Genomic DNA, 25,017 nt, shown 5'->3' on the forward strand with positions numbered 1-25,017 from the left:
CAACCCGACCCTCTCCCGCAAGCGAACGCGCAAACGGCCAAACGAAAACGCGCACCCGTCCCCGGTAAAGGGACGAGTGCGCGCTCGTGGTACCACCCCAAATTCAGCCGATCGGCAGCGTTGCGGATCGGCACTCTGGTTCGGATAACGGGATGATCCCGGCTGCGAATACTCGCTTTCCTCGCAGCGACTACAAGGCGGGGCGCGATTCGCGACTGCGGGGAGCCTCTCAGCCGGGGAGCTCCCTCTCTGTGCGCAGGTTCGAAGAATCGGCATATCCTTGATCACGGTCTTAGTATGATTGGTACTTAAAATACACCACGTTCGGCACGCAAGTCAAGCGGAAGCCGACCGAAGCGGCGTTCAGCCGCGTTCCGCCAGTTGCTTGAGGTATTTCTTCGGCGCACGGACGGCGTAAGCTTCGCCGATCGCGGCGGCGATCTCGTCCCAGCCGGTACCGCGGTCCAATCGAACGCCGACCCAGCCCAGATGCCCGACGTAGGCCGGCACGTAATAGAGCTCCGGGTTGCCCGCGACGAGCAAGCCCTGGACGCCGGGCGGCGCGGCGCACCACAGCCCGACGATGCCGTCGCCGTGATGATCGTGCCGGTAATGCACGAACGCTTTCTTCCCGTCGATGAAAAACCCCGGCGACCCGTGGCTGTCGCGCTCGCTCGCGCCGGGCAGCGCGAGACAAAATTCCCGGACCCGATTCAACAGCGGATGGTCATGTTCAGGCATTCGCAACCCCTCATTTCCATGTTGGTTGTATTCGCTTGATAATAATGTCGATAATTTCGGTCGTCGTTAAGTGATCCGTAATTAAATGCTCTTGATAAATCTCTTTCCTAAAAGCTTCGACGCATTCAGCCGTCCGCTGGGATGACCAGCCTCCTATTGCTTCGCCGCGCTTGGCTAATCTGTTCGTAATGGTGGCCTCTGAAGCGATTAAACAAAAATGATAGAGATCTTCGTCTAATGCTTTAAATCCATTGTAAATATAAGTGAAATTTTCCTCTTTATACAGGGTCATGGGCACGATTAAGTGTTTTCGATACTTCTTCTTTACCTCTCCCGCGACCTTAACGGTCAAGATTCTCCAAAGTTCGATGTCCTGGAAATCATCCGTTCGTTCATGGATATCCCTTGCTTCCTCGGGTAGTAACCTTCTAATCATAAGTCCGATTTCTTCGGGATCGAATACCAGGCTATTCGCGACCAAAGGTTGCAGCATTCTGGCCGCGGAAGTCTTTCCGGATCCAAACGCCCCGTTTATCATGATAATCACGCGATCACTCCTGTTAATAGTATGGCCTATCAATACGCTTTGACAGACGCATTGGCGCGCAATGGGCGTTCATGCTTGTGCCAAAATACACACGCGACATGCGTGATCATCCCGACCTCGACGAATGATGGAACCGCCGGAGCTCGACGCCCCCGTCGTTCCATGCCGCGAATCAATCGTCAACGCGCGCCGCCCGCGACGTCGACCAGTTCCACCCCGGCCACCCGCCATCGCCGCCTGACCGATCGACGATGCCGCGAATCGCCGCATCCAAGCCTTCGATATCCCGGGGATGCTTGGCCTGCAGCTTGAGCAGGGCGGGCAGCGCATCCGCGGAGAGCGTCATCAGATACGCCGTATCGATCTGCCCTCTCGCCTCGAATCGCTCGCAGTTCCGCTGCGCGATCAGCGCGTCCAGATTCGCGTAATTCATGATGACGTACGCCGCAACGCCGAGCCCGATATACGTCTTCGCCAGCGAGAAATGCTCGCGCCAGATGCGAATCAGCGACGCGGCCAGAATAAAGCAGAGGAAGATCATGAAGCCGTGCACGAGCAGCCTGGTTTGCGAATAGCCGTACATTTGCTCGTACAGCGACAACCGGCCGAAGGCGGAGACGAGCATGATGATGGTGCAGCCGACGATCATGCTGAGGGATATTTTGCGAACCAGCTCGCCGGCCCGCTCGCCGCGCTTCACGAGATGCAGGCCGCAAAGCAGCAGGATCAGGTTGATCAGCGCGACGACGACCAGCTGCGCGAAGCCTTGCCTGGCATACTCCGCGTATTCCGCGCCGGCGGGAAGCAGCCCTCTCGCCGCGCCGAACAGATACGAGAACTGAATCGCCGCGAACACGAGGTAAACGAGGTTGAAGCTGACGAGCAGCGTGCAGGCCGTCAACGGATCGAGCGCGACAGGTTCTTTTTTGCCGCCGTAGCGTTCGATCGTGAGCCCGTTCCATTCCGAGCCGCGCGAGTCGGCGGCGCCTCCCTCGCCGCGGTGGAATAACAGCGTCCATAAGTAGCAGAAGGCATAGAAAGCGAACATGGCGCCTACGAAGATCCGGATGAAGCCGTCAAAGATATCCCAATGGAACAACAGCCTCGGGATGCGCCACAGCAGCTCGTTAAAGATGCGGTCGGCGGACGCGAGCAGGCCGATGACGAGTCCGAGCAGCGGCGCCGCGAGCAGCAGGCCGAACAGAATCCGGCGCGCCTTCCCCGCCGCGGCATGCGCGCCATGCTCGCCCGATCTCGGGAGCAGGCGGCTGCCGAGCAGGCTGAACGGAACGGCCAGATAAGCGAACGGCTTGATCAGGCACAAGAAGATTACCTCTCCGTAGAAGGCGAGACGGTACCAGGGCTTGGCGCTGCTGCGCGTCAGCAGCACCGTCTGAGCGGCAACGAGCGCGGGCAGGATTACCAGATTCAGCCCCCGGAACAGCGCGTTCGCGTATATCGCGTAAGACAAGGCCAGCAGAGCGACCGGCAGGCTGAGCAGCCAGCCGGATTTGGACTGTCCCCGCCAGCGGTCGAAGCCGCCGATTCTCCCCTGAACCGCATAGAAGAACAAACCGTAGAACGCAATGACGAATAACGGGACGGACAAATTAAACCCGTTCCACACGAATAAATACTGGCTGACGATTCCAAACAACAGCGACAGCAAAGCGATATTCTCGTATCTTCGCTGCCAAGGCGCCGGATTTCGCATCGTCTCACTCCTCATGCATGCGCCGCGGACGGCGCGAATGTCTTGCTTCCATTTATTGTAGCCGATAAAATAAGAACAAAAAGTGAAAGATATTTTCCCTTGATTTCATATTTTAACGACGGGAGCTGAAGACATGAAGATCAGGCGGCATTATTTGGCGCTGCGCGCGCTGTATCCGCAGATCGGCGAGCGCGAGCCGCTCGAAGTGACGACGCAGGAGCTGGCGGAAGCGCTGGATTGCACCCACCGGAACATGGTGCTGCTGCTGCAGCGCATGCAGCGGGAGCACTGGATCGGCTGGGAGCCGAAGCGCGGCCGCGGCAACCGTTCCGTCCTGCGGTTCCTGGCGGGCAAGGAAGAGCTGCTGCTCGCGGAGGCGCAGGATATCGCGGAGCGGCAGGATCTGCAGCGCGCCGTCTCTTATCTGCAGGAGATGGACGACGACGGCGGCGGACTGCGAAACCGATTCCAAGCCTGGCTGTCGGGACGGTTCGGATTTCAGACGGAGGTCCGGGGCGAACGCCGGCTGGACTTGCTGCGCTTTCCGCTCCCGCAGCATATTCATTCTCTCGATCCCGCGGACATGCATTACGCCGGCGAGTCCCATCTCGTCAATCAGCTGTTCGATGGCCTCGTCCGGATGAGTCCCGGCGGCGAAGCCGCGCTGCCGCATCTCGCGCATGCCTGGGAGGTCGACGGATCGCGGCGCTGCTGGACGTTCTTCCTCCGCAAAGGCGTCCTGTTCCATAACGGCCGGGAGATGACCGCCGCCGACGTGAGGTTCTCCTTCGAGCGGCTGAAGCGATTGGCGCCGAAAGGGCTGTTCCACTGGGTATACGGCGAGATCGACGAGATCGACACGCCGAACGAACGGACGGTGACGTTCCGGCTGCGGTCGCCGAACGAGCTGTTCCTGCCGTTCTTGACCACGAACCGGGCTTCGATCGTACCGGCGGCGGACGAGCTGCGGGAAGGCGCGCTGTTCGGCCTGCATCCGATCGGAACGGGCCCTTTCCGGCTTGCCGGGAGCGAGCACGGCATATTCACGCTCGAAGCGTTCGACGCGTATTTTCGCGGGAGGGGATTCCTGGACGTCGTGGAGGTTTGGACGGAGCCGGGCAGCGCGCGCGGCGGCGGCGGCGAATCGGAGGGGCTGCCCGTCTTCGAGGTGATGCATAACGTGCGGTTGTCCGGCCCGGCATCGCAGCGGCTGCAGCAGGTCAGGCAATCCGGGACGACCTGCAAGTTCGTGACGGTCAACGAGCTGCGCGACGGGCCTTTGCGCGATCCGGCGATCCGGCAGGCATTCGACGCGGCCTTGAACCGCGCCAGCCTGATCGAGCGGTTGTCCGGCGACGTCATCGAGGCTGCGAACAGCTTCTGGCCGGACTTGCATGGAGACGCCTCGCTTGGATCGAAAGCACGTGAAACGGATCCGGATGAAACGGAACGGTATAGAGTCGGCCATTTGGGCACGGTGCTGCACGGAACGGAGCTGTCGGGCACCGCTTCCTGCGGCCCGCCTACGGCCTCCGAGCTGCTCGCTTCCGCGGGCTATGCAGGCGAGCGCATCGTGCTGGCCACCATTCCCCAGTACGAAGCCGACGCCGAGCTCGTCCGCGACGAATGCGCCGCGTCCGGCATCCGCCTCGACATCGAGCTCATTCCCGCGGAAATCTTCAAAGGCGAATCCCGCCTCGCGGCCGATCTGCTGCTCTTCGCGGTCATGCTCGACGAGCATCGCGAGCTGCGTCTCATCGAATTATTCAAGAGCATGCTGCATCATCTGCTGCCCGAGACGCAGCGCGACATGGAACGGCGTATCGACGCCCTGCTCACCCTTCACGGCGCGGAGCAGCGCACCGAGGCGCTGCTCGCGATCGAAGACGAGCTCCGCTCGACGCACCGGTTGCTGTTTCTGTACCGCAAGCATCTCAAAACCGCCTTCCACCCTTCCATTCGGGGCATCTCGCTGGAATCGCTGGGCTGGGTCCGGTTCAGGGACCTGTGGTTCAAGCCGGAAGAGCTTGCGAACGGATAGCTTGCGAACGACAATTTACGAACGATAACTTACGAACGAAACTTAAGAACGGATAATAGCGAAAAGAGCCGGATCCCAAGGATCCGGCTCTTTCAAGCTTGATAGGCAGTTATCGGCGCTCCGATGACTCGATCCAGCTAAGCCCGCGTAATCCGGTAACTCCGGCCGGCTTCGGTCCGGAATCGCACGCGCCCGCCATCCAGCGCGACGACGTCCAGCGAGATTTCCCCGCCGCCGGCCGAACCGTCCTCAGGCACCAGCGATACCGTGACCGGGCCATCGGCGGCGATCACGCAATCTCCGCCGCTCAGCGAGCGCACCTCCGCCTCGGCCAAACGGCCTTGCGACCAGCGCAGGCTCGCTTCGAAGCCGCCGCGCGCGCGCAAGCCGGATACCCGGCCCTCCGGCCAGGCGTCGGGCAGCGCGGGCAGCAGCCGCAGCTCGTCCCGGTGCGATTGCAGCAGCATCTCGGCGATGCCGGCCGTCGCCGCGAAATTGCCGTCGATCTGGAACGGCGGATGCGCGTCGAACAGGTTCGGGTAGACGCCGCCGGAATGGTAATTGTCCGGCTCGTCCTCGCGAACGAGCTTGAGCAGATTGTCGAGCAGCCCCAGCGCCCGGTTACCGTCGCCGAAGCGCGCCCAGAGCGAAACCTTCCAACCCAAGCTCCAGCCGGTTCCGCCGTCTCCCCTGCGTTCGAGGGACTGTTTGGCCGCTTCGAACAACTCGGGCGTCGTCTCCGCCGTCAGCTGCCTGCCCGGATAGACGCCGAACAGATGGGAGACGTGACGGTGATGGACATCCTCGTCCTCGAAATCCTCGCTCGCCCACTCCTGCAGCTGGCCGTATTTGCCGATTGCCAGCGGAAGCATGCGCTCGCGAGCCTCGGCGAGCTCGGCGGCGAACGCTTCGTCCTCGCCCAGGATCGTCGAGGCCTCGATCAGGTTCGTGAACAGGTCCCAGATCAGCTCCAGGTCCATCGCCGACGCGCTCGTTACTCCCGCAACGCCGTCCGGCGTGCGGAATTTATGCTCCGGCGACGTCGACGGCATCGTGACCAGCTTGCCCCCGCCGTCGTCGACCAGCCAATCGAGGCAGAACAACGCGGCTTCCTTCATGACGGGATACGCGCGTTCCCGCAGGAACGCTTCGTCCCGGCCGAACGCGAAGTGCTCCCACAGATGCTGGCACAGCCAGACGCCGCCCATCGGCCAGCTGACCCAGCTCGCGTCGCCTTGGCCGAAATCGCCGACCGGATCGGTCTGCGCCCAGAGGTCGGTATTGTGGTGGACCGTCCAACCCCGCGTGCCGTAGTTGACGGAAGCCGTCCGCTTGCCTTTCACCGCCAGCTCTTCGATGAAGGCGAGCAGCGGCCCGTGGCACTCGGCAAGATTGCAGCTTTCGACGGGCCAATAGTTCATTTGGGTATTGATGTTGATCGTATAATTGCTGCTCCACGGCGCCCGGGTTTCCTTGTTCCATATGCCCTGCAGATTCGTCGCCCGGGTCCCGGGGCGCGAGCTTGCGATCGTCAGGTAACGCCCGTAGTGGAAGATCAGCTCCGCCAGGCCCGGGTCCTTCGCCCCGTAAGCGGCCACCCGCTCGTCGGTCGCCATGCCGGCAGGCGCCTGGGACGCGCCGAGCTCCAGCTCCACGCGGCCGTAGAGGGACCGATAGTCGTCGACGTGCTTACGGCGCAGCTCTTCGTAAGCCTGCGCGGAAGCGGCTTCGACCGCGGCCGCCGCGATCGGTCCCGGCTCCCGTCCTTCGCTGCGCGGCATCCGGTCGTAGCCGTTGAAGCTCGTCGCCGCGCTCCAATAGAGCACGGCCGACGTCGCGCCGATGACGTGCAGCCCGTCGCCGTCGATCCAGGAGAAGCCCGCCCCGTCCTCGACGCTTGCCTTCAGGCAGCCTTCGAACGATATGGCTTCCGACGTATACGGATCGCCGTAGACGAGCGGCTCGTCCACGGGATAATAGCTCGGCGCCGCATGCTCCGGCGCGACGCCGTGCATGACGTAGCGCGCCTCGGCCGCTGAGGTCTTGTACCGCAGCGGGCTGTCGAGCCGCGCGTGGAAGCTCAGCTTGCCCGGCGCGCTCGCCTGCAGGCGGATCGCGATGACGCCGTCCGGATGAGAAGCGAACACCTCTCTCGTATAGACGACGCCGCCGATTTTATAGGTGACGCTTGTAACCGCTTGCTCCAAATCCAGCGTCCGTTCGTATGCCGAATGCACGTTGCCGTGTTCGAACGTCAGCCGCAAATGTCCGAGCGGCATATAGGCTTGCGTGAACGGGCCCATCATTTCCTTGCACAGCAGGTCCGCCTCCACGAAGCGTTTCTCCGCGATCAGGCGGCGCACCTCCGGAAGCGCTTCCTTGGCGCGCGGATTGCTTCCGTCGGTCGGATGCCCCGACCACAGCGTGTCCTCGTTCAGTTGAATTTCTTCGCTCTCGACGCCGCCGTATACCATGGCGCCGAGCCTGCCGTTACCGACCGGAAGCGCTTCCGTCCAGACGCGCGCGGGTCTTCCATATCGCAGTTCCAAAAGATGTTTCCTCCCCAACATTCGCATAGTCGCACATTGCAAATGTATCCAATGCGACAAAGTCCGTCAAGGGATAAGGCAACAATTTCGGCTTGATTCGGCTCCGGCTCGCGCGAAGACGAAGATCCGTTCGCCATAAGCGCCGAGATGCTGCGTTGCTTCGGTCGAGCCCCTGCCCGCCTGCGGCAGGGCTCCTTCGGCAGCGTGAACATCCGCCGTTGTCACGCGAATCGCGATCCCTCCTGCGTTAGGCCGCGTAACGCGAAAAAGCCGCCCGGCGGCACGGTTCGGGACCGTGTCCGCCAAGCAGCTTCTCTCAATCGTTCTCGCGACGAATCAGAATACTTTCGTCGTCCATGATTCGCAGTTCCACGTCTCCGTCACGACGTCGCGGTAAAACTCCGGTTCGTGGGAGATCAGCAGGATGCTGCCTTTGTACGCCTGCAGCGCGCGCTTCAGCTCTTCCTTCGCGTCGACGTCCAAATGGTTGGTCGGCTCATCGAATACGAGCAGGTTGGTCTCGCGGTTGATCAGCTTGCAGAGGCGGACCTTCGCCTTCTCGCCGCCGCTCAGCACGGCGATCTTGCTCTCGATGTGCTTCGTCGTCAGACCGCAGCGCGCGAGCGCCGCCCGAACCTCGAATTGCGTGAACGAAGGGAATTCCTTCCACACCTCTTCGATGCACGTGTTGTAGTTGGCGTCCTTCACTTCCTGCTCGAAGTAGCCGACCTGCTGGTGCTCGCCGCGCTGGACGGTACCGGAGATGGCTTGAATCTCCCCGAGGATGCTGCGCAGCAGGGTCGTCTTCCCGATGCCGTTCGCGCCGACGAGGGCGATCTTCTGCCCGCGTTCCATGCGCAGGTCGAGCGGTCTCGACAGCGGCTCCTCGTAGCCGATCACGAGCTGATTCGTCTCGAAGATCAGCTTGCCGGAGGTCCGTCCTTCCTTGAAGCTGAACTGCGGCTTCGGCTTCTCCTTCGCCAGCTCGATGACGTCCATCTTGTCGAGCTTCTTCTGGCGGGACATCGCCATGTTGCGGGTCGCGACGCTCGCTTTGTTCCGCGCGACGAAATCCTTCAGGTCTGCGATTTCTTGCTGCTGGCGCTTGAAGGCCGATTCCAGCTGCTGCTTCTTCATCTCGTAGACCTGCTGGAAATGCTCGTAGTCGCCGACGTAGCGGTTCAACTCTTGATTCTCCATATGATAGATCAAGTTGATGACGTCGTTCAGGAACGGGATATCATGGGAGATCAGAATAAACGCGTTCTCGTATTCCTGCAGGTAGCGTTTCAGCCACGTAATATGCTGTTCGTCGAGATAGTTGGTCGGCTCGTCGAGGAGCAGAATGTCCGGCTTCTCGAGCAGCAGCTTGGCCAGCAGTACCTTGGTGCGCTGCCCGCCGCTCAAGTCCGTCACGTCCTTGTCGAGGCCGATATCCGTCAACCCGAGGCCGCGCGCGGTCTCTTCGATCTTGGCGTCGATCATGTAGAAATCCTGGTTCGTCAGCGTATCCTGGATCGTGCCGACGTCCTCCAGCATCTGCTCCAGCTCCTCGGGCGTCACTTCGCCCATGCGGCCGTACATGTCGTTCATTTCCTGTTCCATGTCGAACAAATATTGGAACGCGCCCTTCAGCACGTCGCGGATCGACAGTCCGCGCTGCAGCGCCGCGTGCTGGTCCAGGTAGCCGACGCGCATGCGCTTCGACCATTCCACTTTGCCGTCGTCCGGCTGCAGCTTGCCCGTGATGATGTTCATGAAGGTGGACTTGCCTTCGCCGTTCGCGCCGATCAGTCCGATATGCTCGCCCTTCAGCAGGCGGAAGGAAACGTCGTTGAAAATCGCCCGGTCGCCGAAGCCGTGGCTGAGCCGTTCTACGTTTAATATACTCATCGATGACACCTTTTCTGTTAGACTTTTTCTCGTTATATTATAGCGTTACGCCCCGTACAACTCAATGAGAAAGTGAAGCTTTCCGCGCGTGCCCGCATGCGCGGAATCCGGCAGCAAAAAAGGCAGCCGTCGGCTGCCTCGATGGACTTGCCTTCCCGTCACGCGCCGACTCTCGGCCGGTCCGGATCGCAGTTCGGGCGCGGAACCTGGCCGAGATCGGCCAGTTTGCCCAAGTAGTAGCATTCTTCCCGCAGCATGTGATCGGGGACGAGCGGCGTCAGGCTGTCGAGCACTTCGGCGGTCAGCTCCCAGGAATCCAGCTCCGTCAAGAAGCTCCGGAACAAATTCATCTCCAGGTCCACGTCCCTGTGGAACCGCCGGAAGGCCGGGAAATCATGCAGTTGCGTGCGCATATAGCCCGCCAGCTCGATGCTCTTGAGGTACAAGTCGTCGAAATGCTTGGAGAATTCGCGGCTTCGCAGCTGCAGCCGCTTCTCGACCGGATCGAGCCCGCCGGTGATCGTCGCCGCATGGAAGGACGCATCGGACAACCAGAGCATGTCGTGATGCAGCGCGGCGAACCGCGGCACCGGGCGGCCCTCTTCCAGCTCGGCCAGGATGAGCATGTACTCCTCCAGCTCGTTGACCATATGATTGATGAACGACGGCGTCAGTCCGAACGTGATCTGGCCCAGTAGGATCCGTTCGAGCAAATGCAGCTTGAAATTCCGCAGCTCCTCCGTCAGCGGACAGGCCAGCCGCGTGATCGCCTCCGCATCCGCTTCGGTCGCGGCCTGCCGCGCGCGGGCGAGCAGATCGTCGAACGCCTTGATGAATTGCCCGGCGATCTCGATGTCTTTCGTCTCCATCGGCGCCAGCGCATTGAAGATGAAGCGGCTGTGATCGCCTAAGATCTGCAGCCAGAACCGATGCTCGAACAACGCCGCGTCTTTCCCATCCACGCAACGACCGCCACCTCTCGTAAGTCTGTTCCATCCCTCTAGCCTATGCGGGCAGGAGGCTGGAAATACGGCCGGTCGGCGCATGGCCGGTTACGTGATTTCGCCCATGTCGACGATTTTGGCGTGCACGCGAACCTTGAACTCCGCTTGTCCGAACGCATCGCCCCAATGATCCTGAACCTTCTTCCACGCCGCATACTGAAACGCGCGGGCATGGAGACCGAAGCCGACGGGGTCCATCCGGTTCGCTTGAAGCTTGGCGATCAGGGCAGTCATCTGCGCTTGCAGCCGTTTATCGATTTGCGCCTCCAATTGCTCCGCGTCATGCAGGACGTCGAACGCGAAGAGACGTTCCGTCAACCGGATCTCAAGGTCGAAATCGAGGTCGAACCGAAACTTGCCGCCGGAATAGGCGGTACGGACCTTGCGGCCGATGTCGAGCACGTAGAAGCTGACCGATCCCGCGTGGAGGAACGACGTCCCGGCCTTCTCCTGTTCCGGAAGCACGAGCGTGAGCGACAGATCCGACTTCTTGTCCTTTTGCAAAATTTGCAGCAACTCGGTCTCCTCGATGCCGATCGAGGTCACGTACTTCCCGTCGTCGTTCAGCAAGGCGGTACTGTCGGCCACGACTTCCCGCTTGTTCTTGCGCAATTCCGTCATGTCCGGCGTTCTTCCCCGCTCGTGCAGCTGGCGGTGGAATTCCCAGAGGGACGTCTCCTCGACCAAATTCCGTTCGTAGGCCGTATCCAGCAAATTGGCGATATGGAGCGAAAGCCTGCGTTTGTCGGGCGGCGCGAAGTACATGATATCGGCCACGGACCCGTCGACGGCGACGAGCCGCGCTTTGATGCGGGTCTTGGAATCGCGGTAGAACACGTCGAGCAGCTTCACCCACTCGGGATGCTGCAAGAGCTTCTTGCCGATCAGGATGCACTGGAGCTTGCCCGTGCTGACCAAGGCCGATACGCGGGCTTCGAGTTCCCCTCTGGATTGCCGCAACGTGATCGCGTTGACCTGCGTCACCTCGTTCTTGTCCTTCGCTTCCTTGTTGAATACGGGGCTGGACGCGTAGATCACGAGATTGTTGTCCTTGTCCAGATCCAGCCCGAACATGAGCACGAGCGTAATGTCTTCCAGGTCAAGCCTGTCCTTGCAGCCGGGAAGCAAGGCCAACATCGAAGCGATGAGCAGGATTGCCGCGGCCCGCTTCATGTCTGCCACCGTTTAAACTTCAGCATGACGGACAGGACGCCCCAAAGGCACAGGGGGAAGATATAGGCGATCGCGATGCCGAAGAGGCTGAACCATTTGAGCGCGTTCACGCTCTCGTTCCAATTCGGATTCCAAATGTACGTGACGACGACCATGCTCGATAGGAACACGCCGAGGTATAACTCCGGCTTGCCGACGAACAGGAGCCGCTTCGTGCAATACACGGCAATGTAGAGCGGCGGAATCCACGTCTTCGAGATGATGAGCAGATAACAGGTCAGCATGACGATATCGAATCGCTCCAGGAAGCGGAACTCGATGATCTTCACGACGGACAGCACCGCGTCGTTGAATTGGGTGATTTGGTCCGGGCTGTATACCAGGAAGCAGATCAGCGTCAAGAAGAGATAGACCAGGAGCGTGAGCGTATTGGCGATTACCACGCCGACGGACGCGTACTTCTTGCGGTCCAGATTCGGATAGATGTAATAGATCGACTCGAACCCGAGAAACGTGATGATCGTCGTATTCACCGTTTTGAATACCGGCATCCATCCTTCCTTCAACACCGGCAGCAAGTGCAGCCAATTGGCTTCCTTCAGCAGCACCAGCATCGCCACGGGCATCCAGAGCGAGCACAGCACGACGACTTCCGAGTAACGGCCGATGATGCGCACGCCGCCTTTGACGATGACGTAAGCGGGAACGATGAACAGCAGCATCAATGTGTACGGCGGCGTTTGCTGCATGATCCAGCTCTGGATGATGAGCACCATCCGATCGAGAATCAAGTACGCGAAGATCGCGCTGTAGACGACGAAGACGAACGCGGCCAGCCAGCCGGCCGACTTGCCGAAATAATGGGCGATCAGCTCGAGTATGGTGCCCTTCGGGTAACGCTTCATGATCTGAACGATGATCAGGCTGGCGACGACGGATACCGCCCAGCCCATGATCAGCGCGATCCAGCCGTCGGTGCCGCTGATTCTGGCCAAATCCGCGGGGATCGAGATGGCGCCGACGCCGAGCTGCATGCTGTGGATCGTCAGGACGAACTGAACGATCGTAATGCTGTTCTGTTTGCTGTCCGGCTTCAGCCTGTCCCTGCTCATTCCTCGTCGCCTCCATGGCTGCCGGAGCCCATTCTTCGTTTCTGCCGCGTGCGGATGCTGCGCGGTCGATTGACCATCGTCCACAGCGGCAGCCGTACGAATACGTCCCTCCAATCGCGGAAGCGGATCGGCGCGATCGGCGTGCTGTACGACTCGCCGAGCGAATGCAGGCCGATGATGCGCGCGATGAGCACCATGACGCAGACAATGATGCCGATCACGCCGAACAGCGACGCGAGCAGCATCACCGGGAAACGGATCAACCGGACGGCCGCCGCCATATCGTAGTTCGGAATGATGAACGACGCGACGGCCGTGGACGCGACGACGACGACCATCAGATTGCTGACGATGCCCGCCTGCACCGCCGCTTGCCCGATGACGATCCCGCCGACGATGCCGACCGTCTGCGCCACCGGGGCGGGAAGCCGTACGCCGGCCTCGCGCAGCATCTCCAGCGTGATCTCCATGATCAACGCCTCGACGAACGGCGGAAACGGAACCGCCGCCCGGAATTGCCCGATCGAGAGGATCAGGTCGAGCGGGATCACTTCGTAATTGAATGAAATGCACGCGATATAAATGCCGGGCAGGAAGGCCGCGACGAAGCAGGCGAAGAAACGCAGCAGCCGAAGAAAGCTCGCGATCGGCCAGCGCATGCTGTAGTCGTCGATGCCGTGGAAGAACGCGACGAAGTTGGTCGGCGCGATCATGACGCTCGAGGAACGGTCGACCACGAGACAAACCCGTCCTTGCAGCAGTTGGGACGCCGCCGTATCCGGCCGCTCGGTCGTGATGAACTGCGGCAGGAACGCGTACGGGTCGTCCTCCAGCAGCTCCGCCAGCTCGCCCGTGTTGAGGATGCAGTCGGTGTCCAATGCCAGCAGCCGCTTTTCCATCGATCGAATCAGCTCGGGCTCCGTTACGTCCTCCATGTAGAGCATCGAAACCTTGCAGGGCGCGCGTTCCCCGACTTGGTACTCCTTGATCTTGAGCTCGCTCGTCGAGAGATACCGGCGGATGAGCGCAATGTTGGATTCCCCGGTCTCCACGAAGGCTTGATGCGCGCCTTTGAGCGAGGCTTCGATCTGGGAATCGGTAATGGCCCGCTGCGGCCAGCCCTGGGTATCCATCGCGTAGCCGTGCGCCATGCCGTCGATGAACAGCATGCTCATGCCGTTCAATAAGGCTCTCTCGACTTGGGACCAGCTCGAACAGGTTTCAAGCTTGCCGAGCGTGACGGGAAGCTCGCCGGACGCGGCATCGTCCGCGATGCGGAACATCAATTCCCGGAGAATATTGTTGTTGATCGAATTCTTGTCCGTAAGACCGGTCATATAGACGAGCGCCGCTTGTTGGCCGGCCTGTTTGTAGGGGAACGTGCGAATCACGAGGTCCGGCGCATGGCTGAACACGCGGCGCAGCTCGTTCAGATTGCGCTCCAGCCCGGACGCCAGCCCGCCGCCGCGCTTATCCGCCGGACCGCCGTTCGAGGGACGCGCGGATAAGCGCTTGGCAGCCGCGGCCAGCTTGAATATTCGCCAGATCATCGACATGTCGTTCCTCTTTTCCTCTCAAGCTTGGATACTTCATTTTGCCAATTGCAGCCAGTTTTTATGCGCCATAGAGCGCTTGACCGCGTCGGGCGCGAATCGAAAAAGGCAGCCCCGCGGGGCTGCCTGATCATCGCCGACATTCGTATGATGGGTTGCATGCGACGGCAGCGGCGGAAACGCCCGCTTACTGCCGCGCCGCGATCGCTTCTCCGATGGCTTCCTTCAATAGACGAAACGCTTCGTTCAGTTTCGCTTTCGGGATCTCGCCGTAGCGGTCGCCCAAGCTGACTTCGTAACGGCTGTCTCCCTCCGGCCCGGCATTGACGTTATGGGCCAAGCCGACGCCGGTCCGCTCGCCGATGCCGACGAAGATCCGCTCCGCGGTCTCCTTCGGCAGCCCGATATGCACATGGAACATGTTGGATACCGGGACAGCCGGCAGCGTCGATACGGCCGGGCATTCGTTGTACATCGCGGCGAGCTCGACGGCATCCCGGTAATACTGCGCCATCTTCGGCATCCGTTCCCGGAAGTAATGCGCCGCCGGAATGATATAAGGATAGAGACTGATCAGATCGCCGCCATGCCGGCGCTTCCAGATTTTCGACTCGGCCGTCATCTCCTCGCCGCCCGCCAGAATCGCCCCGGCGATGCCGCCGATGCCCTTGTAGAACGAGACATAGACGCTGTCGAACAACGCGCAGATGTCCGCGGCGGTCTTGCGGTAATACGGCAAAATCTCGAACAACCGCGCCCCGTCCAAGTGAAGCTTGATTCCCCGATCGCGGCAATGCGCCGAGATGGCTTCAAGCTCGGCGTAGTCCGGCAGCTGGCCGCCGATCTCGCGCTGCGGCAGCTCGAGCAGCAGGCAGGCGATATCCTCGGTCATCGCTTCCACGTCGGAGAGCGTGATCAAGCGGTCCTTGTCGGCCAGCAGGATCGGCTCCAACCGATGAAGCTCCCGCAGCCCGTTCTGTTCATGGATTTCCAAATGGCACAGCGGATGATAGGCTACCTTGGCGGTTCCGCGGCGGTCGCTCCAGATGCGCAGCGCGATCTGCTGGGCCATCGTTCCGCTCGGGAAGAAGACGGCGGACGGCTTGCCGAGCACTTCCGCCATGTCCGCCTGGAATCGCTCGATCACTTCGCCCGAACCGTACATATCGCTCGCCGTCTCTCCGTCGATGCCGCGGAAGGCTTCCAGCAGCACCTCCGCATTTCGCCTGGAATGCCCGCCGACGGGATAGACCGATTCGTTGAAAGCCTGCAGCAGCGTCTTGGCGTCGCTCATGTTCATGCTCCTTATCAAGAACGGGATGGACCGTTCATCGTGAGTGATGGTATGTCGCGCGGATCATCGGACTCTCGCGGATCGCCCGCGGACCGATGCCCGTACCAGTATATCAATTCTTCTTCCCGGACCCAATCTCCTTCCGCGGACAAAATCAGCTTCGCCCCAGTACAACCCGAGCTCATCCGACATATGATGGAGTATGCAATTACTCTTCCCGCGGGGAGGTGATTTCAAATGACATTCGCACTTACGGATTGGATGCTGTATTCGATGTGGATCGTTATGGGAGCCATGGGCTTGAATTTCCTCCTCGGACTGTACAAATCCCTGAAAAGCAGCACGTTCTCCAGCGAGCTGATCACGGCTTATCTGACGGATCTGCTCATGCTCGTTCTCCCGCTGTTCATGCTCTCGAACATGACCGTCTTCGACAATACCGGCTGGATCATGGAAACGGCTTACTACGTCGGCGCGTTCGGCGTCGTCGTCAAATACGTGATGGACTTGAAGAACAAACTGTAATCGGATACAGGACAGCCGCCGGCACGCCGGCGGCTGTTTGTTTTTGCTCGCGGCTCCTTGCCAGCCGCGAGCAAATATGTTAAACAAGTAAAGACATCATCGCTTAGGAGAGATTCCAATGGCACAGCTCTATTATAAATACGGAACGATGAACAGCGGCAAATCGTTCGAGATCATCAAAGTCGCCCATAACTACGAGGAACAAGGGAAGCGGGTGCTGATCTATTCGCCGTCCTTCAGCGCGCGCGGGACGTCGATGCTGGTCGGCTCGCGCGTCGGCTTCGAACGGGAAGCGATCCCGGTCGAAGAAGACACCGACTTGTACGAGAACGTCAAATCCCATCTGTCCACCTCGGGCCCGAAGCAGATCTACTGCGTGCTCGTGGACGAAGCCCAGTTTCTGAAGAAGCATCATATCATTGACTTGACGCGGGTCGTGGACGAGCTGAACATTCCGGTCATGGCCTTCGGCTTGAAGAACGATTTTCAGAACCAACTCTTCGAAGGCAGCTACAATCTGCTGATCCAAGCGGACAAGATCGAGGAAATCAAGACGATCTGCTGGTATTGCGACCGCAAAGCGACGATGGTCATCCGCTTCCGGGACGGGGAGCCGGTCAATTCCGGCGAGCAGATTCAAGTCGGGGGCAACGAGGACTACAAGCCGGTCTGCAGGCGCTGCTACAATCAAGCGTTTCGCGCGGTCGACACGTCGTTGGAAGAATAGAACGGAGAATGGGATCGCAAGCAACCAAGAGGCGGAGGGCGCCTCTTTTTTGTTTATCGCGGCGACGCCGATTTTTCGTTGGCTGACAGCAGCCGTCAAGGTTCAAGCGCTATAATGGACGGGACCGAACGAAGAAAGTTCGCAGTCCGATCCACTGTCGAAGGCCGGTCTACATATGTCAAAAATATCACATAATTTTCTTTTGACTTCCGTCCGGCGCAGACTTAAAGTGGAAGGAAATAGTAATTAGGAGGCTCTTATGTCCGCACAACGTTCCAACCCGCCCGTCGTCCCCTTCACGTCGATGCGTCAGCTGGTCGGCCCGCTTCTCGCCATCATCGTCGGCATTTTCATGGTTATCCTCGACAGCACGGCCGTGAACGTCGCGGTCCCCAAGCTCGTCGACGATTTCCACAGCAAGCTGGAAACCGTCCAATGGACCATCACCGGCTACGCGCTCGCCCAAGCCGCGGTTATTCCGCTCGCGGGCTGGATCACGGACAAGTTCGGCTCCAAGCAGATTTTCATCGTCTCGCTCGTGCTGTTCACGCTCGGCTCCGTGTTGTGCGCGACCGCGCAAAGCGTCGACCAGCTTATCCTGTACCGCGTGCTGCAAGGACTCGGCGGCGGCATGGTGTCCCCGATCGCGTTCGCGATGACGTACCGGTTCAGCCCGCCCGAGAAAGCGGGATCCATCATGGGATTGATGGGCATTCCGATTCTGCTCGCTCCGGCGCTTGGCCCGATCATCTCCGGTTATCTCGTCGATTACGTCCAATGGCAATGGATCTTCCTCATCAATATTCCGGTCGGTATCCTCGGCGTCATCCTGTGCGTCCTGCTGCTCCCGAGCCTGCCGAAGAAATCTTCCACTTCCTTGGATATGCTCGGCATCATTCTCGGCCCGCTCGCGTTCTCCGGTCTATCCTACGGTCTCAGCGAGGGTTCCACGAGTTGGACCTCGGACAAGACGATCATCGGGCTGATCGTCGGCGCCGTCGCGCTCGCCGCCTTCATCGTCGTCGAGCTGACCCGCCGGGAAGAACCGCTGCTGGAGCTTCGCGTCTTCCGCTCGTCGCTGTTCACCCGGGGGATTCTGATCCAGTGGGTGCTGCAGTTCGTGATGTTCGGCATCATCTTCTCCGTGCCGTACTTCATGCAGAAGCTGATGGGCATGACCGCGTTCAATGCCGGCATGTGGACCCTGCCGCAGGCGCTCGCGGCCGGCATATTCATGCCGATCGGCGGACGGTTGTACGACCGGATCGGGGCCAGGCCGCTCGTGCTGGTCGGGTTGACGATCGTCGGCGTCGGCGCATTCCTCATCTCCCGGATCGATCCGACGGACACGCCTTGGCAGTTCCTGATCCCGCGCGCGATGCTCGGCATGGGCATGGGCTTGTCCTTCCTGGCGCTGAACACGCACTTGATCCAATCGGCGCCGAGCAATCTCGTCAGCCGCGTTACGTCGCTGACGAGCGCGGCGCAGCAGATCATGACGTCGTTCTCCGTCGCGGGTCTCACGACCATCATCGCCAACCGAACGGCGCACTACGTGGCCGGCGGCGAACAGGCGATGCCGGACGCGATGACGAGCGCGTTCCACGATGCCTACCTCGTGCTGGTCGGACTCGCCGTCTTCGGCCTGCTCTGCGCCCTCACGCTCAAACGTCCGAAGACCGGCGGAGTGAATGCGCCTGTCGCACACGCGGTGGATATGGGCTAATAGTAGTATCTGATCGGGCATGTCATCGATCGGCGCAACAAGCGAATAAGCGTTTCGGGCTTCCAGCCCGGAACGCTTTTTTCTCGCTGCCTCCCGCAGTTCCCTGCTTGCGCATGCGCTGTATATCACGGGCAAATTCGCTTATCGCGATTTTCGCATAGACGTACAAAAAAGCCATGGTCCCCGATCGAGCCGGGCAACCATGGCCGCTATCAGCCATTCGAAACAAACGTCACGCTTAAATCTCCATCTCTCGGCCCGCGGCATCCACGAAGCCGTGCTGCTTGACCTTCAGCGGTCGAACGCGCTCCAGAATGCCGACCAGCTGTTCGGCCGTCTGCGCCGGATCGCCGGGCGCCTGCTCCCCGCCCATGTCGGTCTTCATCCAGCCGGGATGGATCGCCAGCACTTGAAATCCTTGCGGCTCAAGCTCCTTGCGCAGCTTCTCCGACAGATAGGTCAGCGCCGACTTGGACAAGCCGTAGGGGTAGTCGCCCGCATAGACGCCGGCGTACGCTCCGGCTTCGGAGGAAATGTTCATAATGGAAGGCATGCTGGCCGTGCGGAGCATCGGCAGCAGCGCCTGGATCATTTTGATCGGGCCGAACAGGTTCGTCTCGAACGATTCCGCCAAATCGTTAAAGGACATCGATTCGATATCGTGATCGCGGCCGAGCAGGATGGCGGCATTGTTCACGAGCGCGTCGACGGGCGCTCCGCTTTCTTTCAATCCGGCAGCCAATCGCTCGATCGACTCGTCGCTCGTCACGTCGAGCTCGACGAACGCGATCTGCGCGCGCAGCGAATCGTCCAATTTCCCGTAACGCGCTTCGGCCGCCGCCTTGTCGCGAACGCCCGCGATCACGTGATGACCGCGCTTCGCGGCAACGACCGCCAGCTCGTAACCTAATCCGCGGCTTGCGCCTGTAATGACAATTCTCATGCTTCCATACCCCTCTCCGTAAGTAGTCCGGTCTTTATTATAACGCTTTCAAGAGGGCGAAAGCCAATCGCGGCCGAGCCATCGGAACCCCTGCGGGACGTTGGCGGCCGAATTCCGATCGTCTTGCCGGCGAAACAGCGGTATTTGACGGCCGCACGGCGATTCCGCTGCTCCAATCCGATCCTGTCGCGCATAACTTGGTTTCCATGCCGAAACAATTCCGAAGGGGGATTAGCCGTCACCATTGATGAAGGATTCGTAAACGCGTATAAAACCTATCCGATTAGGGGCACTCTAGTCTCTGTTGCCATCAACATCCAGCACAGCCATACGAGGAGGTATACATATGAACAACGAACAAAATCAAGTATCGAAAGCCGACGTGCAGTCTTCCGAACTGAACAAACTGCCGGTTCCGGGCCAAGACGACACCGAGTTCTCCGCGGAAGATGCAGCGAAAGCGTTCGAGCAGAACGCATCCGCGAAGCGTTTACCGCAAAACCAAGAACAAGACTAGCCGACCGCTGACGACGACGGCAAGCATGGCATGAACTACGCCACCGCTTCAATCGTCGGCAGCTACGGCAGGTAGCGAACATGCGCATCTCATGTGCCATCGCGACCGTCAACGAAGAAGCCTCCCGGGTCCCGGGAGGCTTCTTCGCACGGTTCCGGCCGATTCGGGCCGAGACGTTTATGCCATCGCTTGCAGCATGGCTTGCAGCTTCAGGACCGTGTTCCAATTGCGCGTCGTCACGCCGTCGCCGAGCTTGCCGAGATTCGCCGCCAGCTTGGAGTCGCGCATGCCCTCCGGGTAATGGCAGTACACGGCGGTGCCGTCGATATGACAGCGATCCAGCTCCGAGATGCCGACGTGCAGCTTCTCGATCTGCTGCGGCGTCAGCGGCTCCCGGAGCACCGACAAGTGGACGCGCTTTCCTTCTTCCTTCGCCTCGTCGGCATACGGGCAGCCTGCCACGATCGCGTCCAGCTCGGCGCCGGTCCGAACCATCACCTTGGCGGAAATGCCGGATATCCGCAGAATCGCCTGCTCGATCTCGCGCGCGGCCGCACCTTGGTCCAGCGGCGATTGAAAGACGATATTGCCGCTCTGGATATACGTCTGCACGCGGCCGAGGCCGATGGCCTCCAGCTCGCGCCTCAGCTCCGCCATGGGCAGCTTGTTGTTGCCGCCGACGTTAATGCCTCTGATTAGCGCCGCGTAATTCGTCATGCCCGATCCACTCCATCCATCCGATTGCTTTGCTTCCACTATACCCAACGCGCCGTCGGATGACAACGGCAGCCCGGCATTACGCCCGGTGCGCGTAGCCCTTCGTCCGCGCTTGAGGAAGCCGCTTCAGCCGCTTCGAGAGCTCGGGCAACGCCACGCCCAACAGCACCAGCGCGACGCCTGCCCACTGCAGGACGCTGACGTTCTCGTGCAGCACGACCGCCGACAGCATGACGGCCACGGGTAGCTCCGACGCTCCTAGAATCGTGGCCATCCCTTCGCCGATATGCGGCACGCCGGCCGCGAACAGCACGGGCGGAATAAAGGCGCCGAACAAGCCGAGCAGGAATCCGAACAGCAGCAGATGCCCGAGGAGCAAGCCGTTGAACAGAAACGCCGGCGGGAACAGCACGAATACGAGCACGAGGCCGCCGGTAATCATCCATGCGCTGCGGTAGGCCGGCTCCGCGGAAGGCACGGCTTTGCCGCTGAACAGAACGAACAAGGAATAGCTGACGGCCGCCAGCAATCCCAACGCGACGCCGAGCAAATCGAAATTCGACAAGCCTTGGTCCACGATGCCGGCCGCCAGCAGCGTTCCGCCGAACAACACGCCGAGCGTGGCCAGCATCATGCCGCTCGGCCGTTTGCGCATGCGGATCGCATGGATCAGCACGCCCATCCACGTAAATTGAAAGAGCAGAATGATCGCGAGCGAATTCGGAATATAGCGCAGCGATTGATAGTAGAGCAGACCGGTCAGAGCCGTCGGCATGCCGGCCGCCATGAGCATCAGCCGCTGCTTCCAGTTTAGCGCCGTGCGCGGCCGCATTGCTGCCGCGACCGCATTTGCTCCCCGGGAATCGGCTTCTCCGCGTTGCGACAGCTTGCGCTTTGCCCGGATTTTCGTGTACAGCGCCAGCAGCCAGGAGAGCACGAAGCCCACCAGCAATTGCGAACCGACCACCTCGCCCAATTGATAGCCCTCGCCGTAGGCTTTGACGACGATCGTCGATAGGATGCCGTAGCTGACGGCACCCGTTAGAACAGCGACTGCGTATTTCATCTCTATGTTGTCCCCTCCCTGAGCTGAGCAGTCCGATGGTTGCGGAAGGCATGCGAACACGCAAAAAAGCTTCCTAACCGCAAATATGGAATCATCCGGGGATCATTCCATATTCGTAGTTAGGAAGTTACGGCTTCCTGTAGAAACCCCCGCCCTGTTGCGAGGCTATACGAATCGAATCGTTCTTCATACCGCTTTATGCTCTCTTGCGAATCTTACATGACAAGTGAGTTCCTGTCAATCGCTCTTTACGCCCAAACTTGGTTAATCCAGCTTGCCGTAGTCGCTTCGCATGATCGTTCGGACATGCCCGGCCCATAACCCGTTCGCCGGACAATACTTGCGCGCGACCTTTTCGATCGTCGTCAGGCCACGCTCGACGTAATTGTCGTTGATGAGTTGTCCGAATTTCCGGATGCTGTCCCCCTTGGTTTTGAAGCTGAATGCCATTTTATGCGCATTGCCGGTCACCGCGTTGAGGCCGAACAGGTTGTTCTTGGTTCGGGACAGCGTGCTCTTGCCGTTGCCGCTTTCGAGCTTCATGACCGCGATCGTGAAGAACGCGTTGATGCCGTATTTTTCTTCGACGCCGAGAATGACGTCCTCGAGTCCCTGCCCCGAGAGCTTGGTGCCCTTCAGCAGCTTGGCGATATGCTCCTTCGTCATTCCCGACGCGGATAACACCTTGGAGGTCGGCTTGACGGGATTGCCCGCTTTCGACGGCTTCGCCGGCAAGGCGACCGATTCGGCAGAAGGGGCGGTTTTGGCCTGCAGGATCGGTTGGGGGGATTGATCGGCTGGAATCGCAATCGCGGTGGATGCGGACGCGGATAATACCGTGACCGGAGAATCGGGATGGTTACTTTTCGCGGGTGACGCCGGATCCGCCGCTTCGGCGTAACGGCCGTTCACGTAGCCGCCGTCTTTCATCGACAGCCAGCCGGATGGCGTGACTTGCTGCACCTGAAGGAGCGTGCCCTGTTCCACGACGCGGAGAATATCGGCATCGGCGCTCGGCAAAGCGCGGACATTGAGATAGTAGGAGGTTACTTTATATGTATGTAAAGGAGTTTCGATCGGAGGGGAGACGGTTTTTATCTTCGCGGGAACGGCTGCGGCCGTTACGGGAGGCGCTTTGGGGATGACGGTTGCGGGTTGAAATTGGGATTTCGGCTGCGTCGCGGCTATCGGCGCCGGCTGAGGAAGCGCAGCGGCGGTCGGCAGTTGGCCGTGCCACTGGGGAAGCGCGATATCGGACGAACTTTTATTCCAAACGTTTGCCGGAAGATTAAACGAAACGAACAAGGACGCGAGCAGCGCCGCGCAGATCATCATATAAGCCACTACATTCCACTGGATACTCCGAGACATGGATACACCTCTTCCTTGGATTTTTAGGGCCTTTCCGATATGAGTTAGATTGTAAAGGCTGTCTAATGAAAAGCATGTCAAAGCGTCTGTGAAAAACTTATGAACTTTTGTCGATGGACATTCCTCTTCTGGCGAAACAAAAAGAAGCCTGATTGCTCAGGCTTCCCGAATGAGAATTTTCCAATCTTTTATCGGAACCGCGATTATTCCGCCAAACCCGCGTCAGGGTAGCGTTTACGGCCCGTGAACCCGTCGTCGTAACCGTGATAATACGCCGCTTGCTCCTCGCCTTGCTTCCAGCAGATTAGAATTTCCTCACCATTCAATACGGAAGGGAAATCGATCAGGCCGGGATTGATCATTTTGAGCAAAACGCCCTTGCGTTCGAAATTGCCGACGGCCAGCTCCACTTCCATCCGCATGAACTCCAGCTGGCTTTCCAGCTCGAAGAACGGATCGTCCGTCCCGTTGTCCGCGGGAAGCGTGCCTTCCCTATGCTTCTTCGTCAATTGATGCAGCAGCTCGAATTTCATTTCGAATTGCTGCGTCAGCAGCTGCAGCTTGAACAGATCCTCCTGCAGCTCGGGAAGCATCGCGTTTGCTTCCTCCAATGTAAACGTAACGACTGGCTTCATGCGACAATCCACTCCTTAGAGCCAGTTTACTGCATCTCGCGGAAAAATGCCATTTGCCAAGGGCCGCCCGACTCCGGCGTTCCGCAGCCCAAAAAAAGAATAAGCCGGAGCTCCCGAGTGAGCTCCGGCCGTTCGTTCGTGCCGCGTCAGGTCAGACGGTCGCCAGCGGCGCGTAGCCTGCCGCTTCGTAGATCATCTCCGACAGCTTGACCACTTTCAGGGCAAACTCGCCCGGCACCAGCACTTCATGCCGCCCCAGGATGGCATCGACGAAGCTCTTGTCCTGGTTCGTGGTCGCCTGCGGCAGATCCGGAACCATCGGCTCCTGCTTCCAGCGGCGCAGCGTGATTTTGCCGTTATCGTAGAAGATGCCGCCCGTCTCGCCGCAGAAGACGAACGTCTCGTGCCAGCAAGGCGCATTGCCGACCAGATTCAGTCCCGCTACCGCGCCTTCCGCGAACCGGATCGACGTGAACGTGTCGATCTCGACCGGCGTGCCGTGCATGTGCAGCTGCGGCTTGACTTCGACCGGCGTCAAGCCCGTCGTCCAGAGGAGCACGTCGATGATGTGACTGCCGGAATCCATCAGGAACCCGCCGCCGGACAAGGACGGATCCTGGCGCCACGAACCGCTTGTGCCGGGCTTCCATTCTTGATAGAGCGATGCCGTGACCGACGTCAGCTTGCCGATTTCCCCGCTCGCGATCGCATCCCGGATGTACAGGAATTCCGGCTGAAAATGCCGCTGGTACGACACCTGCAGCAGTTTGCCCGATTGCTCCGCGATCTGGATCAGCTGGCCCGCTTCGACGGACGAACAGGTCATCGGCTTCTCCAGCATGACATGCAGCCCTTTGCGCAGCGCGGCGCTCGCTTGTTCGAAGTGCAGCGTATGCGGCGAGCAGATGATCACGGCGTCCGCTTCGCCGCTATCCAATAAGTCCCGGTAATCCGTGAAGGTTTTGACGCCGTCCAGCTTGTGCTCGGCGATGAATTTATCCCGATTGTCCGTGCTCGTGTCCGCCAGGGCCGTGATCGCCGCTTCCGGCAGCTCCTGGAGCTGGCGCGCGTGCCAGCCTGCGATACCGCCCGTACCGATAATGCCAATGCGAATTGCGTCCACCTGCTTCGCCTCCCGATGATAAATGGCTCTTTCCTCATTAAATTAG

General features: G+C 60.0%; 21 protein-coding genes and 1 riboswitch. Of the genes, 5 read left to right on the forward strand and 16 right to left on the reverse strand.

What is annotated here, in order from left to right; all coding sequences use genetic code 11:
* Window positions 1–363: 363 nt before the first annotated feature.
* From AC50YL_RS10325 to AC50YL_RS10335, 3 genes are all read right to left on the reverse strand, one after another.
* Window positions 364–741 (reverse strand): MmcQ/YjbR family DNA-binding protein, encoded by a 378-nt coding sequence (locus AC50YL_RS10325; RefSeq protein ID WP_494831651.1) that lies wholly within the window; start codon window positions 739–741, stop codon window positions 364–366.
* Between the two features lie 10 nt (window positions 742–751).
* Window positions 752–1,279: an AAA family ATPase gene (locus tag AC50YL_RS10330; RefSeq protein WP_494832523.1), complete on the reverse strand. Its 528-nt coding sequence runs from the start codon at window positions 1,277–1,279 to the stop codon at window positions 752–754.
* A 181-nt stretch (window positions 1,280–1,460) separates the two neighbouring features.
* Complete coding sequence (locus AC50YL_RS10335; RefSeq protein ID WP_494831653.1) at window positions 1,461–3,002, reverse strand: DUF4153 domain-containing protein; 1,542 nt, start codon at window positions 3,000–3,002, stop codon at window positions 1,461–1,463.
* A 133-nt stretch (window positions 3,003–3,135) separates the two neighbouring features.
* Here AC50YL_RS10335 and AC50YL_RS10340 point away from each other — a divergent pair, with 133 nt between their 5' ends.
* Complete coding sequence (locus AC50YL_RS10340; RefSeq protein ID WP_494831655.1) at window positions 3,136–5,043, forward strand: ABC transporter substrate-binding protein; 1,908 nt, start codon at window positions 3,136–3,138, stop codon at window positions 5,041–5,043.
* Window positions 5,044–5,180: 137 nt separating this feature from the next.
* Here the strand turns inward: AC50YL_RS10340 and AC50YL_RS10345 are convergent, their stop codons facing one another.
* The 7 genes from AC50YL_RS10345 to AC50YL_RS10375 all read right to left on the reverse strand — a co-directional run bounded on the left by AC50YL_RS10345 (window position 5,181) and on the right by AC50YL_RS10375 (window position 15,621).
* Window positions 5,181–7,592: a glycoside hydrolase family 95 protein gene (locus tag AC50YL_RS10345; RefSeq protein ID WP_494831657.1), complete on the reverse strand. Its 2,412-nt coding sequence runs from the start codon at window positions 7,590–7,592 to the stop codon at window positions 5,181–5,183.
* A gap of 336 nt (window positions 7,593–7,928) precedes the next feature.
* The gene (locus tag AC50YL_RS10350; protein WP_494831659.1) at window positions 7,929–9,485 is read right to left on the reverse strand and encodes an ABC-F family ATP-binding cassette domain-containing protein; all 1,557 of its coding nucleotides are present in this window, start codon (window positions 9,483–9,485) and stop codon (window positions 7,929–7,931) included.
* Between the two features lie 158 nt (window positions 9,486–9,643).
* Entirely contained in the window at window positions 9,644–10,447 is an 804-nt protein-coding gene (locus AC50YL_RS10355) for a DUF2935 domain-containing protein (protein ID WP_494831660.1), read from the reverse strand.
* 90 nt (window positions 10,448–10,537) lie between these two features.
* Window positions 10,538–11,662, reverse strand: coding sequence for a Ger(x)C family spore germination protein (locus AC50YL_RS10360; protein ID WP_494832525.1), 1,125 nt, complete (start codon window positions 11,660–11,662; stop codon window positions 10,538–10,540).
* Entirely contained in the window at window positions 11,659–12,774 is a 1,116-nt protein-coding gene (locus AC50YL_RS10365; RefSeq protein WP_494831662.1) for a GerAB/ArcD/ProY family transporter, read from the reverse strand. The genes AC50YL_RS10360 and AC50YL_RS10365 overlap by 4 nt, the downstream gene beginning before the upstream one ends.
* A complete protein-coding gene (locus tag AC50YL_RS10370) occupies window positions 12,771–14,330 on the reverse strand; it encodes a spore germination protein (protein ID WP_494831664.1) in 1,560 nt (519 codons plus the stop codon). Before AC50YL_RS10370 ends, AC50YL_RS10365 begins: the two co-directional genes overlap by 4 nt.
* 184 nt (window positions 14,331–14,514) lie before the next feature.
* The gene (locus AC50YL_RS10375; RefSeq protein WP_494831666.1) at window positions 14,515–15,621 is read right to left on the reverse strand and encodes a threonine aldolase family protein; all 1,107 of its coding nucleotides are present in this window, start codon (window positions 15,619–15,621) and stop codon (window positions 14,515–14,517) included.
* Between the two features lie 237 nt (window positions 15,622–15,858).
* Between AC50YL_RS10375 and AC50YL_RS10380 the strand changes: the two genes are divergently transcribed.
* The 3 genes from AC50YL_RS10380 (at window position 15,859) to AC50YL_RS10390 (ending at window position 18,599) form a co-directional block, all read left to right on the forward strand.
* A complete protein-coding gene (locus tag AC50YL_RS10380; RefSeq protein ID WP_161741740.1) occupies window positions 15,859–16,146 on the forward strand; it encodes a hypothetical protein in 288 nt (95 codons plus the stop codon).
* Window positions 16,147–16,264: 118 nt separating this feature from the next.
* Window positions 16,265–16,873 (forward strand): thymidine kinase, encoded by a 609-nt coding sequence (locus AC50YL_RS10385; RefSeq protein WP_494831668.1) that lies wholly within the window; start codon window positions 16,265–16,267, stop codon window positions 16,871–16,873.
* Window positions 16,874–17,132: 259 nt separating this feature from the next.
* Window positions 17,133–18,599: a DHA2 family efflux MFS transporter permease subunit gene (locus AC50YL_RS10390; RefSeq protein WP_494831670.1), complete on the forward strand. Its 1,467-nt coding sequence runs from the start codon at window positions 17,133–17,135 to the stop codon at window positions 18,597–18,599.
* A 238-nt stretch (window positions 18,600–18,837) separates the two neighbouring features.
* Here AC50YL_RS10390 and AC50YL_RS10395 read toward each other — a convergent pair whose 3' ends face one another.
* Window positions 18,838–19,542, reverse strand: a complete 705-nt coding sequence (locus tag AC50YL_RS10395) for an SDR family oxidoreductase (protein ID WP_494831671.1) — start codon at window positions 19,540–19,542, stop codon at window positions 18,838–18,840.
* 346 nt (window positions 19,543–19,888) lie between these two features.
* Between AC50YL_RS10395 and AC50YL_RS10400 the strand changes: the two genes are divergently transcribed.
* Window positions 19,889–20,059, forward strand: a complete 171-nt coding sequence (locus AC50YL_RS10400) for a hypothetical protein (RefSeq protein WP_494831672.1) — start codon at window positions 19,889–19,891, stop codon at window positions 20,057–20,059.
* Window positions 20,060–20,236: 177 nt separating this feature from the next.
* On the opposite strand, the gene AC50YL_RS10405 is transcribed toward AC50YL_RS10400, so the two are convergent.
* From AC50YL_RS10405 to AC50YL_RS10425, 5 genes are all read right to left on the reverse strand, one after another.
* Complete coding sequence (locus tag AC50YL_RS10405; RefSeq protein WP_494831674.1) at window positions 20,237–20,776, reverse strand: DUF1697 domain-containing protein; 540 nt, start codon at window positions 20,774–20,776, stop codon at window positions 20,237–20,239.
* 79 nt (window positions 20,777–20,855) lie between these two features.
* Window positions 20,856–21,842, reverse strand: coding sequence for an EamA family transporter (locus AC50YL_RS10410; protein ID WP_494831676.1), 987 nt, complete (start codon window positions 21,840–21,842; stop codon window positions 20,856–20,858).
* 96 nt (window positions 21,843–21,938) lie between these two features.
* A riboswitch (purine riboswitch) is annotated at window positions 21,939–22,035 on the reverse strand.
* A 71-nt stretch (window positions 22,036–22,106) separates the two neighbouring features.
* The gene (locus AC50YL_RS10415; RefSeq protein WP_494831678.1) at window positions 22,107–23,213 is read right to left on the reverse strand and encodes a glucosaminidase domain-containing protein; all 1,107 of its coding nucleotides are present in this window, start codon (window positions 23,211–23,213) and stop codon (window positions 22,107–22,109) included.
* 203 nt (window positions 23,214–23,416) lie between these two features.
* A complete protein-coding gene (locus AC50YL_RS10420; protein WP_494831680.1) occupies window positions 23,417–23,848 on the reverse strand; it encodes a DUF2203 domain-containing protein in 432 nt (143 codons plus the stop codon).
* Window positions 23,849–23,999: 151 nt separating this feature from the next.
* Window positions 24,000–24,971, reverse strand: a complete 972-nt coding sequence (locus AC50YL_RS10425; RefSeq protein WP_494831682.1) for a Gfo/Idh/MocA family protein — start codon at window positions 24,969–24,971, stop codon at window positions 24,000–24,002.
* Between the last annotated feature and the right edge of the window lie 46 nt (window positions 24,972–25,017).

Source organism: Paenibacillus sp. J22P277 (genome assembly GCF_059383675.1).

Bases quoted from the DNA above. Each gene is read 5' to 3' on its own strand.
- AC50YL_RS10325 (WP_494831651.1), bottom strand. From the start codon at position 741: ATGCCTGAACATGACCATCCGCTGTTGAATCGGGTCCGGGAATTTTGT.
- AC50YL_RS10330 (WP_494832523.1), bottom strand. From the start codon at position 1,279: ATGATAAACGGGGCGTTTGGATCCGGAAAGACTTCCGCGGCCAGAATG.
- AC50YL_RS10335 (WP_494831653.1), bottom strand. From the start codon at position 3,002: ATGCGAAATCCGGCGCCTTGGCAGCGAAGATACGAGAATATCGCTTTG.
- AC50YL_RS10340 (WP_494831655.1), top strand. From the start codon at position 3,136: ATGAAGATCAGGCGGCATTATTTGGCGCTGCGCGCGCTGTATCCGCAG.
- AC50YL_RS10350 (WP_494831659.1), bottom strand. From the start codon at position 9,485: ATGAGTATATTAAACGTAGAACGGCTCAGCCACGGCTTCGGCGACCGG.
- AC50YL_RS10360 (WP_494832525.1), bottom strand. From the start codon at position 11,662: ATGAAGCGGGCCGCGGCAATCCTGCTCATCGCTTCGATGTTGGCCTTG.
- AC50YL_RS10365 (WP_494831662.1), bottom strand. From the start codon at position 12,774: ATGAGCAGGGACAGGCTGAAGCCGGACAGCAAACAGAACAGCATTACG.
- AC50YL_RS10370 (WP_494831664.1), bottom strand. From the start codon at position 14,330: ATGTCGATGATCTGGCGAATATTCAAGCTGGCCGCGGCTGCCAAGCGC.
- AC50YL_RS10375 (WP_494831666.1), bottom strand. From the start codon at position 15,621: ATGAGCGACGCCAAGACGCTGCTGCAGGCTTTCAACGAATCGGTCTAT.
- AC50YL_RS10380 (WP_161741740.1), top strand. From the start codon at position 15,859: ATGACATTCGCACTTACGGATTGGATGCTGTATTCGATGTGGATCGTT.
- AC50YL_RS10385 (WP_494831668.1), top strand. From the start codon at position 16,265: ATGGCACAGCTCTATTATAAATACGGAACGATGAACAGCGGCAAATCG.
- AC50YL_RS10390 (WP_494831670.1), top strand. From the start codon at position 17,133: ATGTCCGCACAACGTTCCAACCCGCCCGTCGTCCCCTTCACGTCGATG.
- AC50YL_RS10395 (WP_494831671.1), bottom strand. From the start codon at position 19,542: ATGAGAATTGTCATTACAGGCGCAAGCCGCGGATTAGGTTACGAGCTG.
- AC50YL_RS10400 (WP_494831672.1), top strand. From the start codon at position 19,889: ATGAACAACGAACAAAATCAAGTATCGAAAGCCGACGTGCAGTCTTCC.
- AC50YL_RS10405 (WP_494831674.1), bottom strand. From the start codon at position 20,776: ATGACGAATTACGCGGCGCTAATCAGAGGCATTAACGTCGGCGGCAAC.
- AC50YL_RS10410 (WP_494831676.1), bottom strand. From the start codon at position 21,842: ATGAAATACGCAGTCGCTGTTCTAACGGGTGCCGTCAGCTACGGCATC.
- AC50YL_RS10415 (WP_494831678.1), bottom strand. From the start codon at position 23,213: ATGTCTCGGAGTATCCAGTGGAATGTAGTGGCTTATATGATGATCTGC.
- AC50YL_RS10420 (WP_494831680.1), bottom strand. From the start codon at position 23,848: ATGAAGCCAGTCGTTACGTTTACATTGGAGGAAGCAAACGCGATGCTT.